The sequence below is a fragment of the Microbacterium sp. MYb64 genome (genome assembly GCF_002979495.1).
GTDB classification, from domain to species: Bacteria; Actinomycetota; Actinomycetes; order Actinomycetales; family Microbacteriaceae; genus Microbacterium; species Microbacterium azadirachtae_A.
This window is the reverse complement of sequence record NZ_PCOW01000011.1, coordinates 1-12,495: the sequence shown is the minus strand read 5'-3', so window position 1 is coordinate 12,495 and position 12,495 is coordinate 1. Positions and strand designations below refer to the sequence as shown.

8 protein-coding genes and 1 tRNA gene are annotated in these 12,495 nt (G+C 70.3%); 6 read left to right on the top strand and 3 right to left on the bottom strand.

Annotated features, from left to right (window positions below; all coding sequences use genetic code 11):
• Positions 1 to 56: 56 nt before the first annotated feature.
• Both nudC and CQ044_RS11120 read left to right on the top strand, forming a co-directional pair.
• Positions 57 to 965, top strand: a complete 909-nt coding sequence (nudC, locus tag CQ044_RS11125) for an NAD(+) diphosphatase (RefSeq protein WP_258133271.1) — start codon at positions 57 to 59, stop codon at positions 963 to 965.
• On the top strand, positions 962 to 2,689 hold the full coding sequence (locus CQ044_RS11120) for an ATP-dependent helicase (RefSeq protein WP_105688537.1): 1,728 nt from the start codon (positions 962 to 964) through the stop codon (positions 2,687 to 2,689). The genes nudC and CQ044_RS11120 overlap by 4 nt, the downstream gene beginning before the upstream one ends.
• A 755-nt stretch (positions 2,690 to 3,444) precedes the next feature.
• Here the strand turns inward: CQ044_RS11120 and CQ044_RS11115 are convergent.
• Complete coding sequence (locus tag CQ044_RS11115) at positions 3,445 to 4,875, bottom strand: zinc-dependent metalloprotease (RefSeq protein WP_105688536.1); 1,431 nt, start codon at positions 4,873 to 4,875, stop codon at positions 3,445 to 3,447.
• Between the two features lie 181 nt (positions 4,876 to 5,056).
• On the opposite strand from CQ044_RS11115, the gene CQ044_RS11110 reads away from it, so the two are divergent.
• The 3 genes from CQ044_RS11110 to CQ044_RS11100 all read left to right on the top strand — a co-directional run bounded on the left by CQ044_RS11110 (position 5,057) and on the right by CQ044_RS11100 (position 9,299).
• Positions 5,057 to 6,178: a S16 family serine protease gene (locus tag CQ044_RS11110; protein ID WP_258133278.1), complete on the top strand. Its 1,122-nt coding sequence runs from the start codon at positions 5,057 to 5,059 to the stop codon at positions 6,176 to 6,178.
• A 77-nt stretch (positions 6,179 to 6,255) separates the two neighbouring features.
• Positions 6,256 to 9,177, top strand: a complete 2,922-nt coding sequence (locus CQ044_RS11105) for a UPF0182 family protein (RefSeq protein ID WP_105688535.1) — start codon at positions 6,256 to 6,258, stop codon at positions 9,175 to 9,177.
• 48 nt (positions 9,178 to 9,225) lie between these two features.
• A tRNA-Met gene (locus CQ044_RS11100) sits at positions 9,226 to 9,299 on the top strand.
• Between the two features lie 67 nt (positions 9,300 to 9,366).
• Here the strand turns inward: CQ044_RS11100 and CQ044_RS11095 are convergent.
• The gene (locus CQ044_RS11095; RefSeq protein ID WP_105688534.1) at positions 9,367 to 10,155 is read right to left on the bottom strand and encodes a slipin family protein; all 789 of its coding nucleotides are present in this window, start codon (positions 10,153 to 10,155) and stop codon (positions 9,367 to 9,369) included.
• A 139-nt stretch (positions 10,156 to 10,294) separates the two neighbouring features.
• Here CQ044_RS11095 and CQ044_RS11090 point away from each other — a divergent pair, with 139 nt between their 5' ends.
• Positions 10,295 to 11,098 carry a carbon-nitrogen hydrolase family protein gene (locus tag CQ044_RS11090; RefSeq protein ID WP_105688533.1) on the top strand — a complete coding sequence of 268 codons (804 nt, stop codon included), beginning with the start codon at positions 10,295 to 10,297 and terminating at the stop codon, positions 11,096 to 11,098.
• Between the two features lie 6 nt (positions 11,099 to 11,104).
• On the opposite strand, the gene CQ044_RS11085 is transcribed toward CQ044_RS11090, so the two are convergent.
• The gene (locus tag CQ044_RS11085; protein WP_105688532.1) at positions 11,105 to 12,313 is read right to left on the bottom strand and encodes an aminotransferase class I/II-fold pyridoxal phosphate-dependent enzyme; all 1,209 of its coding nucleotides are present in this window, start codon (positions 12,311 to 12,313) and stop codon (positions 11,105 to 11,107) included.
• Positions 12,314 to 12,495 lie beyond the last annotated feature (182 nt).

The window sequence follows — 12,495 nt, the reverse complement described above, 5'->3', positions numbered from 1 at the left end:
GGTCGAGCCTCGTCCGCACAGGGCCCGCCACGCCTGTGAGAAGGGGAGTCGAGACCGTGCCGGAGACCATCCCCGAACCGAACGCCGACGAAGCCACCATCCTCGACAGGGCCGCGGAATGGCGCGTCGATCCCCAGACGATCGACCGGCTCCGCGCGGACGCCCGCACCGGAGTGCTCGTCGTGCGCGAGCGCCGCGTGCCCCTGGGCGACGGTCTGATCGTCCTGCACGCGGGGGACCCGGTGCTCGCCCGCACCCGTGAGTGGGCGCTCCTCGGACGCCGTCCCGACGGCACAGGGCTACTCCTCGCGCTGCAGGATCCCGAGGACGACACGGATGCGGACGGATCCTGGGCGCCGCACTGGAGCGACCTGCGCGAGACGCTTCCCGTGGTCGACGCGGCCGATGCCGAGCTCGTCGTCGCCGCGATCGCCCTGGCGGGCTGGTTGCGGGATGCGGCCTTCTGCCCCGCATGCGGGAACCCGGCCGAACTGCGGCAGAGCGGCTGGTCCCGGCACTGCGGATCCTGCGGGCGCGAGCATTTCCCGCGTACCGACCCCGCCGTGATCGTGGCCGTGCAGAGCGTCGACGGCGAACGCCTGCTGCTCGGAGCCAACGCGCAGTGGAAGGGGCGCTTCTACTCCTGCTTCGCCGGATTCGTCGAGGCGGGGGAGTCGCTGGAGACCACGGTGCACCGCGAGCTGTTCGAGGAGGCGGGGGTGCGCTTGCGCGCCCTGGAGTACTTCTCCTCGCAGCCGTGGCCGTTCCCGCGCTCGCTCATGGTCGGCTTCCACGCCACCGCCGTGGACGAGGACGAGGTGCACGGCGACGGCGAGGAGATCATCGACGTGCGCTGGCTCACCCGCGCCGAGATCGGATCCGCTCTCGCCGGGAACGGCCCCGTCGGCCTCCCGGGTGAAGCCTCCATCGCGCACCGCCTCATCGTCGACTGGTATCGACGGTGAGCGCGCTCGACGGTCTCGACGAACGCCAGCGTGAAGCCGCGTCCGTGCTGCGCGGACCTGTGGCGGTGCTCGCCGGCGCCGGCACCGGCAAGACCCGCGTGATCACGCACCGGATCGCGCACGGCGTCGAGACCGGCGCGTACACGCCCTCACGCGTCATGGCCGTGACGTTCACCGCGAAGGCCGCGGGGGAGCTGCGCGGCCGCCTGCGCGCGCTCGGTGTGCAGGGCGTCGCGGCGCGCACCTTCCACGCCGCCGCCCTCTCCCAGCTCGGCTTCTTCTGGCCGCAGCTGGCCGGATCCCCGGCTCCGGCGATCGTGGACAACAAGGTGCGGCTGCTCGCCCAGGCCGCGGACATGCTCCGCCTCCGGCCCGACACGGCGACGCTGCGAGACCTGGCCTCGGCGATCGAGTGGCGCAAGGTCTCCATGATGTCGATCGAGGAGGCGGCGCGGCGAGGGCGGTCGATCGGGCGTCTGGATGCCGGGCAGGTGGCCGAGCTCTCCGGCGCCTACGAGACGCTCAAGGACGACCGGCATCAGCTCGACTTCGAGGACGTGCTGCTCGCGTGCGCGGGCATGCTCGAGGCGGAGCCCAGGGTCGCCGCCGCCGTGCACGAGCAGTACCGGCACTTCACCGTCGATGAGTTCCAGGACGTCTCGCCCCTGCAGCACCGCCTGCTCGAGCTGTGGCTCGGCGAGCGCGGAGACCTGTGCGTGGTCGGGGACGCCTCGCAGACCATCTACTCCTTCGCCGGCGCCGACCAGCACTACCTGCTCGACTTCGAGCGCCGCCATGCGGATGCGACCGTCGTGCGGCTCGAGACCAACTACCGCTCGGCCGCGGGCGTGCTGGGGGTCGCGAACGCGCTCATGAAGGGCCGTCCCGGCGCCCTAGAACTCGTGCCGGCCGCTGCTGCGGCCGTCGCAGAGCCGCCCGCCGTCGCCGCGCCGGATCCGGTCGTGGTGGCGTTCGACGACGACGCGGAGGAGGCCAGGGGAGTCGCCGCGGCGATCGCCGCGCGCATCTCCGCCGGCGTGCCGCCCGAGGAGATCGCGGTGCTGTACCGCGCCCATTCGCAATCGGCGGCCGTGCTGCAGGCGCTCGCCGGGGCCGGGGTCGCCGCCACGGTGCTGGGCGGCAAGCGCTTCTTCGACCTGCCGGAGGTGCGCCAGGCCGTGCAGGCGCTGCGCGCCTCCGCCGTCGCCCCGCAGCAGCACTCCTTCCTCGGCGCCGTGCGCGACGTGCTGCGCGGACTCGGCTACACGGACGATCCGCCCGAGGCCGGGGGCGCGCTGCGCGACGCCTGGGAGGCCCGCCGCGCTGTGCTGCGCCTCGCCGAGGACGCACCTGCCGGAACGACCATGCGCGGCTTCGCCGACGACCTCTTCGCGCGCGCCAAGGATCAGCACGAGCCCGTGCTGCGGACCGTGACCCTGTCGACGCTGCACGCCGCGAAGGGCCTGGAGTGGCCGCACGTCTACCTCATCGGCTGTTCGGAGGGCCTGCTGCCGATCTCGTATGCGACCGGCTTCGAGCAGATCGACGAGGAGCGGCGGCTGGCCTATGTCGGCGTCACGCGGGCCGCGACAACGCTGACGATGTCGTGGTCCAGAGACGTCGATCGTGCAGGACGACGTCCGTCGCGCTTCCTTGCGGAGATCGGCAGAGGCAGTCTGAGTGAAATCCGGCCGTCCGCGATGATCGCCGCCCCTCAGGGCTGATCCGGATCATCCGGCCCGATCCGTCTCGCACCGCCTCGCGTCGTGCCGCGAGCAGCTCCGCGATCGCCTGTGCGGCGGCCGCGATCCCGCCCAGCGGGATGCGGCCGGGATCCCGCTCCAGCAGCTGCACGTGCAGTGCCGCCCACGCGGGGTCGCGGTCGCGATCGTGGGAGTCGCGGCAGGACAGGCACGGTGTGCGCCCCGGCGTCACCAGGGGGCCGACGGTCGATCCGCCCGCGTCGAAGGCCACGGGCAGGTGCGCCCTGTCCGCGGACAGCAGGGCCGTGGCGTCCCGCGCGGGCACGGCCCCGTGCCGCACGAGCACCGCGACCGCATCGGAGCGGTCCACGACGTCGACACCGTGATCGGCGAGCGCCTCCTCGAGGCGCAGCAGCGTGCGGGCGCCGACGACGGGCGACGGCACCAGGCGCGCCGAGTGCCGGGGGAGCACCTCGACGAGCACGGGAGCGAGCTGAGCGCGCAGCCGGCGGGCGGCGGGCAGCGGGGCGCCGATCCCGTGTGCGACCACCTCGAAGGTGCGAGCGGGGATCCCTCGCGCGAGTTCGTGGAGCATGCGAGGGATCCAGGGCGCCCCGACGGGCAGCGTCAGGACCGGGTCGGCCCCGAGCTGCACGGTGTCGGCGTCGCGCCACAGCACGGGGTGCGCGGGGTCGAGTCGGATCGTGGGCATGCCCGATCATGACCGGATCCGCGCCCCGCTCGGGAGCAGGATGCGAAAACGGTGGAGAACTCGCTCAGACGGGCTTCTCGCCGGACCCGTCACCCGATCCGCCGGCGTCGCCCGAATCCGCGTCGTCGGGACCGCCCTCAGCGGGGCCGTCCTCCGCAGTGTCGTCCGCGTCCGCCGCCCCGCCGAAGTCTTCGCCGCTGAGCAGCCGCTCGAGCGCCTCGTCCATCTCGTCCGGCGCGGGCTGCTCGCCGCGGGCACGTGCCTGCAGCCGCGCGACGAGTGCGGCAGGATCGTCGATGTCCGAGGCATCCGGCATCAGGTCCGGGTAGTCCCAGAGGGCGTCGCGGGCCTCCACACCGACCGCGTCGGTGACGGCGCGCCACATCGCGGCGGCCTCGCGCAGCCGGCGCGGACGGATCTTCAATCCGACCAGAGCGCCCAGAGCGTCCTCGGCCGGCCCGCCCGCCGCGCGGCGACGGCGCGCCGCCTCCGCGATCCGCACGCTGTCCGGCAGCCGCGAGGTGGCCTGCGTCGTGACCACGTCGACCCATCCGTCGATCGTCGCGATGAGGTTCTCCAGCCGCTCCAGCGCCTCGCGCTGTGCGTCCGACAGCTCAGGCAGCAGCGCCCCGCCCTCGATCGCCTCGCGGAGCTCCTCGGGGTTGGACGGATCCAGCCGGCCCGCGACGTCCTCGAGCTTGTCGACGTCGACCGTCACGCCCTTCGCGAACTCGGTGATCTGGGTCATCACGTGCAGGTGCAGCCAGCGTGCATGGCGGTACAGCCGTGCGTACGCGATCTCGCGGGCGGCCAGGTACAGCGCGATCTGGTCCTCCGGGATCTCCAGGCCTTCGCCGAACGCGGCCAGGTTCTGCGGGATGACGGCGGCGGTGCCCGCCGGCAGCACGGGGATCCCGACATCGCCGCCGGAGACGACCTCGAGCGAGAGATTGCCCAGCACCTGCCCGAACTGCATCGCGAACACCGAGCTGCCGATCCCGCGCATGAGGCGTCCCGCGCCCTGCACCATGCCCTGCATGTCCTCGGGGGTCTGCCCCTCGAGGGCGCTCATCAGCGCGTCCGCGATGCTCGTGGACACGGGAGCGGCGACCTCCTTCCAGATCGGAAGGGTCTGCTCGACCCACTCGCCGCGCGTGAGCGCCCGCGGCGCCGCGCCGAGCTCGGAGATCGTCGTCGCCTCGCCCACCCACAGATCCGCGAGCGCGAACGCGTCCGCGATCGAGGAGCGGGAGCCCGCGTCGATGCCGAGGCCGTCGCGGTTGGCGATGTGCAGCGCCTGCTTGAGCGTGGTCTCCCAGGGGTCGCCGCTCATGGCGTTCTGCATCTGCTGCATCATCTGCTGCATCATCGCGGGGTCGAGGTTCAGGCCCTCCATGCCCTGCAGGGCACTCAGGTCGAAGTCCTCCGCGGATCCGCCGAGCATGCGGCGGAGGAACTGCAGGAAGTCGTCGGAGTTCGGGTCGTTCTCAGCCATCGGAAGCCCTCTCAGCACGTGTATAGCCCGTGCTGACTACGCTAGTTGCACCACCACAGGATGCGCCGGGAACGGACCGCTCCGCTGTACGCCGCTCGCGAACGAGCATCCGACACCCCGGCCTGGAGGCCCTGTGACGATCAGTCCCGCGTCGAGCGGCCCCGAGCAGACCGGGCACGAGGTGCCCGATGCGATCGCGACCAGGGCCGCGCGGCGCGCCTCCCGCCGGACCAGGATCGGGCTGATCGCGTTCATCGCATCGCTCGCCGCCCTGCTGGTGCTGACGTTCCTTCCGCTGCCGTACGTGATCGAGCAGCCTGGCCCCGTCTTCAACACGCTCGGCGAGGTCAAGGATGCGAAGGGCAAGGGCGTTCCGCTGATCTCGGTCACCGGCGCGGAGACGCATCCGACCAAGGGCGCGCTGGATCTCACGACCGTGCAGGTCGTGGGCAACCGGGAGAACCCGCCGTCGTGGATGCAGCTCGTGCTGGCGTGGTTCGAGCCGTCCAAGGCCGTCGTTCCGGTGGACGCCGTGTTCCCCCAGGGCGTCACCTCGACGCAGCGCGACCAGGCCAACCAGCTGATGATGGTCGACTCGCAGCAGGAGGCCACCGCGGCCGCGCTGCGCGAGCTCGGCCACGACGTGCCTGTCACGATCCAGGTGGCCTCGGTGACCGACGACGGGGCCGCGCGCGGGATCCTCAAGGCCGGCGACACCGTGATCGCGGTGAACGGGGCGAATCCGGCGGACACGGACGCGATGCGCGCCGAGATCCAGCAGTCGGCAGGAGCGCCGGTCACCCTCCTGATCGAGCGCGACGGCACGCAGCAGGAGGTCTCGGTCACCCCGAAGGAGCAGAGCCAGAACGGGACCAGCCGGTGGCTGCTCGGCATCACGCTGCAGCAGAAGTACCACTTCCCGATCGACGTGAAGCTGCAGCTGGACAACGTGGGCGGTCCGAGCGCCGGCATGATGTTCGCGCTCGGCATCATCGACACGCTCACGCCGGGAGCGCTCAACGGCGGCAAGCAGGTCGCCGGCACCGGCACCATCACCGGCGACGGCACCGTCGGCCCGATCGGCGGCATCCGGCAGAAGCTCTACGGCGCGCGCGCGGCGGGCGCGGCCTACTTCCTCGCCCCCGGATCCAACTGCGACGAGGTCTACGGGCACGTCCCGTCCGGGCTCACGGTGGTGCGCACCGACAACCTGAAGCAGTCGCTGGACGCGTTGAAGGTCATCGCCGACGGGGGAGACGTCGCGGCGCTGCCCACCTGCACCGCGGCGGACGTCAAGAAGTAGCGCGCGCGTTCGCGAAGGGCGAAGCCGGGAACCGCCCGGCTCAGGATCCCGCGAAGGGGCCGACCTAGGATGGGACGGTGACCACCTCACCTGCACCGGCCGCGCCCCGTACTGCCCGACGCATCGTCCTCGCGACGGTGGTGATCCTCGCCGTGCTCATCGCCGCGTTCTTCGTGTTCGCGTCCATGTTCACCGATTTCCTCTGGTACGACCAGCTGAACTTCGCGCAGGTGCTCACCACCCGGTGGATCGCGACGGCCACCATGTTCGTCATCGGGTTCCTCGGCATGGCGGTGCCGATGTTCATCGCGATCCAGCTCGCGTACCGGATGCGACCCGTCTACGTGCGGCTGAGCTCGCAGCTGGACCGGTACCAGGAGGTCGTGGAGCCGCTGCGCCGTCTGGCGATGTGGGGGATGCCGGTCTTCTTCGGCCTGTTCTCCGGCTTCGCCGCCGCCGGGCAGTGGGAGACCGTGTGGCAGTGGGCCAACGGCACGGCGACCGGCCAGACCGACCCGCAGTTCCACCTGGACACCGGCTTCTACCTGTTCGACCTGCCCTTCTACGAGGCGCTCCTCGGCTTCATCTCCGCGGTGCTGATCCTGTGCCTGCTCGTGTCGGCCCTCGTGCTCTACCTGTACGGCTCGGTGCGGATCGGCCAGGGCGAGCTGCGGATCTCCAAGGCGGCGCGGGTGCAGCTGGCCGTGATCGCCGGCATCTACCTGCTCACGCAGGCCGTGAGCCTGTGGGTCGACCGGTACAAGACCCTCACCACCACCGAGGACAAGATCACGGGCGCCGCCTTCACCGGAGTGAACGCCGTGATCCCCGGCCTGTCGATCCTCGCGATCATCGCCGCGCTCGTGGCCGTGCTGTTCTTCGTCACGGCCGTGATCGGGCACTGGCGCTTCCCGCTGGCGGCGACCGCACTGCTCATCGTCGCGGCCCTCGTGCTGGGCGTCGCCTATCCGTGGGCGGTGACCACCTTCCAGGTGAAGCCGAACCAGAACCAGCTGCAGGCGCAGTACTACGAGCGCAACCTCAAGGCGACGAAGGCCGCCTACGGCATCGACGGAGTCGACACCACGCCGTTCAAGGCGCAGACCACGGCCGAGACCGGGCAGCTGCGCAGCGACGCCGACACCACGGCGTCGATCCGCATCATGGATCCGAACGTGATCGGCCCGACGTTCCAGCAGCTCGAGCAGTACCGCAGCTACTACAAGTTCCCGTCGAAGCTCGATGTGGACCGCTACACGCTCAACGGCAAGACCCAGGACGCCGTGGTCGCGGTGCGCGAGATCGATACGAGCCGGATCCCCAGCCCCACCTGGAACAACAGCACGCTGGTCTACACGCATGGCTACGGGCTCGTCGCCGCGGCGGGCAACCAGCGCACCGATGACGGCGAACCCGTCTTCCTGGAGCGGGGGATCCCGACCTCCGGCACGCTGACCAGCAGCGAGAAGTTCGAGCCGCGGGTGTACTTCGGCGAGAACTCCCCGGCGTACTCGATCGTGGGCGCGCCGAAGGGCACCTCGCCCGTCGAGATCGACTATCCGCGCGGACAGGACTCGAGCGAGAACCAGACCAAGACGACCTTCACGGGCGACGGCGGACCGCGCGTCGGCAACTTCTTCACGAAGCTGCTCTACGCGCTCAAGTTCCAGTCCGAGCAGATCCTCTTCTCGGACAGCGTCAACGCGGACTCGCAGATCCTCTACGACCGGGATCCGGCGACCCGCGTGCAGAAGGCTGCGCCGTACCTGACGCTGGACAGCGACCCGTACCCGAGCATCGTGGACGGCCGGATCGTGTGGATCGTGGACGGCTACACCACGAGCTCGAGCTACCCGTACTCGACCACGGCCAACCTGCCCAAGGCGATCAGCGACTCCGTGAACACGCAGCCCGGCTTCGTGACGGACGACATCAACTACATCCGCAACTCGGTCAAGGCCACCGTCGACGCGTACGACGGCAAGGTCACCCTCTACGCCTGGGATCCGACCGACCCGGTGCTGAAGACCTGGCAGAAGATCTACCCGGGGACCCTGAAGTCGATCAGCGACATGTCGGGGCAGCTCATGAGCCACGTGCGCTATCCGACCGATCTGTTCAAGGTGCAGCGCGCGATGCTCGGCACGTACCACGTGACCGACGCGGCCTCGTTCGCGCGGCAGGACAACCTCTGGGAGACTCCGAACGACCCGCAGAGCGATTCGGCCAACCCCGAGCTGCAGCCGCCGTACTACCTGACCATGAAGGTGCCGGGACAGAACCAATCCCAGTTCTCCATGTACACGACCTTCATCCCGGCCTCGCAGGGGGCGAACAGCAGGAACGTGCTGATGGGCTACCTCTCCGTCGACGCCGACGCCGGCTCCACCGCAGGCAAGAAGTCCGACTCGTACGGCAAGCTGCGGATGCTGGAGATCGATGCCGACACCACGGTGCCGGGCCCTGGTCAGGTGCAGAACTCGTTCGACTCGGATCCGACGGTCGGCCAGCAGCTCAACCTGCTCAAGCAGGGCCAGTCGAAGGTGACCCACGGAAACCTCTTGACCCTGCCCGTCGGCGGCGGATTCCTGTACGTGCAGCCCGTGTTCGTGCAGTCGTCGGGTGGCACCCAGGTGCCGCGCCTCCAGAAGATCCTGGTCGCCTTCGGTGACAAGATCGCGTTCGCGGACACGCTGACCGAGGCGCTGGACCAGTTGTTCGGCGGCGACTCCGGCGCGGCAGGCGGCGACAACAACATCACGCCCACGCCGAACCCGACGCCGACCCCCGGCACCGGGACGGGCACCGGGACCACGCCCCCCTCGGGCGACGCGGCGTTCCAGGCGGCTCTGGCCGACGCCAAGGCGGCCATGCTCGCCCGTGACGCTGCGCTGAAGGCCGGCAACCTGACGGAGTTCGCCGCGCAGGACCAGAAGCTCACCGACGCGGTGAACCGCCTGCTCGCGCTCGAGGGGAGTGGCAGCAGCACCACGAAGTAGCGCTCGATTCGCGCCGTGCGAAATCCCGTGTTAGGCTATCTCTTGTGCCGCGGGGTGGAGCAGTTCGGTAGCTCGCCGGGCTCATAACCCGGAGGTCGCAGGTTCAAATCCTGTCCCCGCAACGAGAATGCGACACAAGAAAGGCCCCTGACCTGGAGAAATCCAAGGTCAGGGGCCTTTCGCTTGCGCTCAGTGCGCGCGCATCTGCGCGACGGCGGCCTCCCGGTCGATCAGGTTCATCACGTCGCCGATCGAGTTCACGAGCGGCGCGGGCGCGATCACGAGCGTGTTCTTGTCGACGCCGATCTCGACCAGCGTCTGCAGGGTGCGCAGCTGGAGCGCGAGCGGGTGCGACATCATCGTGTCCGACGCCGTGCCGAGCTGGGCGGCGGCGAGTGCCTCGCCCTCTGCGGCGATGATCTTGGCCCTCTTCTCACGCTCCGCCTCGGCCTGCTTCGCCATCGCGCGCTTCATCGAATCGGGCAGCAGGATGTCCTTGAGCTCGACGAGGGTCACCTCGACACCCCACTCGACCGTCGTGACATCGAGGATCTCGCGGATGTTCGCATTCAGCGCGGCGGTGTCGGAGAGGATCTCGTCGAGATGGTGCTGTCCGACGACCCGCCGCAGCGTGGTCTGTGCGATCTGATCGATCGCGGCGCGGACGTTCTCGATCGCGATCACCGACTTCACCGGCTCCTGGATCCGGTAGTAGGCGACCGCGGAGACGCCGACGGTGACGTTGTCCTTCGTGATGATGCCCTGCGACTGGATCGGCATCGTCACGATGCGCAGCGAGACCGGGATGAGGACATCGACGATCGGGAAGATGAACCGGATCCCCGGCTCGCGCACGTTGTGCAGCCGTCCGAAGCGCAGCACCACGCCGCGCTCGTACTGCCGCACGATCCGCGCGGACATGAAGAACAGGATGATCGCGAGGAGCACCGCGACGATCAGGGTGATGAGCGGGATCATGGGAACCGCCTCCTCCGGCTCCGGTGACGTGCCGCGGGCCAGTGCTTCCATTGTCCTCCGGTCGGCCGGTCGTATCGCGGGATCCGGAGGATCCGTGCGCGCCGATCGCCGACGCGTCAGGGTGCGGGATGATGGAGCAATGACCACCGCAACCGTGTCCGTCGCCGTGTGCCAGTTCGCACCCGTCGACGACCGCGCGACGAACCGGGAGCTGATCGCCGACCTCGTCGCCCGAGCCGCGGAGCGCGGTGCGCGGCTCGTCGTGCTGCCGGAGTACTCCAGCTACTTCGTCGACCCGATGGACGAGACCCTCGCCGCGAATGCGGAGGAGCTGGACGACGCCTTCACCGTGCGGCTGCGGGAGCTCGCGGATCGGCACGGGGCGGTGATCGTCGCGGGACTGGTCGAGCGCGCGGACGCCGGTCGGATCCGCAACGCCCTCGTCGCCGTGGACGGGACGGGCCTGCTCGCCGTCTACCGCAAGCAGCACCTGTACGACGCGTTCGGCCAGTCGGAGTCCCGCTGGATCGAGGCGGGAGATGTCGGCGATGCGGCGACCTTCGTCGTGGACGGCCTCACCTTCGGGCTGATGACCTGCTACGACCTGCGCTTCCCCGAGGTCGCGCGCACTCTCGTCGACGCGGGGGCCGAGGCGCTCGTCGTGCCCGCGGAGTGGGTGCGCGGCCCGCTCAAAGAACATCACTGGACCACCCTGCTCGCGGCGCGCGCGATCGAGAGCACCGCCTACGTGGTCGCGGCCGACCACCCGACCCCCGTCGGTGTGGGGCACTCGGCCGTGATCGACCCGCAGGGCGTCGTGATCGCCGGCGTCGGCGCGGGGGAGGGGATCGCGGTCGCCGAGCTCGACGCGGCGACTGTCGCCCGGGTGCGCGAGGTCAACCCCGTGCTGCGGCTGCGCCGCTACCGCGTCGTGCCGCGCTGACCTCGCTCACACTCCTGCGCGCAGGCCGGCCAGGCGCTCGGCGGCCTCGGCGATCACGTCGGGGCGCTTGCACGCAGCGAAGCGCACCAGGCCGCGGTACGCGTCGCGATGCTCTGGACGCACGAACGCCGTGAGCGGGATCGCGGCGACGCCGATCCGCTCCGGAAGCGACCGGCAGAACGCGTCCGCATCCGCTCCGCCGAGGGGCGAGGCGTCCGCGACCGTGAAGTAGCCGCCGTCCGGGCGGTGCACCTCGAAGCCCGCCGCATCGAGGCCGGCCGCGAGCTGGTCGTGCTTCGCGCGCAGACGCTCGGCCGCATCCGTGAAGAACGCGTCCGGAAGACGCAGACCCGCCGCGACGGCGGGCTGGAACGGCCCGCCGTTGACGTAGGTGAGGAACTGCTTGACGCTGAGCACCGCGGTGATGAGTTCGGCCGGGCCGTGGATCCACCCGATCTTCCACCCTGTCACCGAGAACGTCTTGCCCGCCGAGGAGATCGTGAGGGTGCGCTCCGCGGCGCCGGGCAGGGTCGCGATCGGCACATGCGGCGCCGTGAAGGACAGGTGCTCGTACACCTCGTCGGTGACGATGATCGCGTCGTGCTGGTGTGCCAGCCGTACGATCTCGGCACGGATCCCGTCGCTCAGCACGGCGCCGGTGGGGTTGTGCGGATCGTTCACGAGGATCACCCGGCAGCGGTCGGTGACGGCGGCGGCGAGCTCCTCCGGATCCGGCTGGAAGTCGGGCAGCCGCAGGGGCACCGTGCGCAGCGTGGCGCCGCTGAGCGCGGCGATCGCCGCGTAGGAGTCGTAGTACGGCTCGAACACCACGATCTCGTCCTCTGGGCCGTCCACGAGCGCGAGGAGGGCCGCCGCGATGGCCTCGGTCGCTCCCGCCGTCACCACGATCTCGCGGTCGGGGTCCACGTCGAGCCCGTAGAAGCGGCGCTGATGCTCCGAGACCGCCCGCAGCAGGTCTGGAGCGCCGCGTCCCGGCGGATACTGGTTGGCTCCGGCGAGGATCGCGGCACGGGCGGCTTCGAGCACCTCGGCCGGGCCGTCCTCGTCGGGGAAGCCCTGCCCGAGGTTGATCGCCCCCGTGCGGCCCGCGAGGGCGGAGATCTCGGCGAAGATGGTGGGGGCGACCTCTCCGGCTGCGGAGAGCAGCCCGGCACCGGCCGCCGTACGGCGCCAGGCGCCCGGCAGGATTCCCATGTCGCCCAGGGTAACGCCATAGCGGAATCTCCCAACGGGCATAAGAAAAACACAGAAACGGTCGTCAGTCTGTAAGGGCAAGGTTCAAAGGAGCAGACATGAACGAGCAGACGCCTCACCCGGACGCCGGGCACTCCGTGCCCCCGGCGTTCGGGTGAGGCGTCTGCTCGTTCATGTCTGCT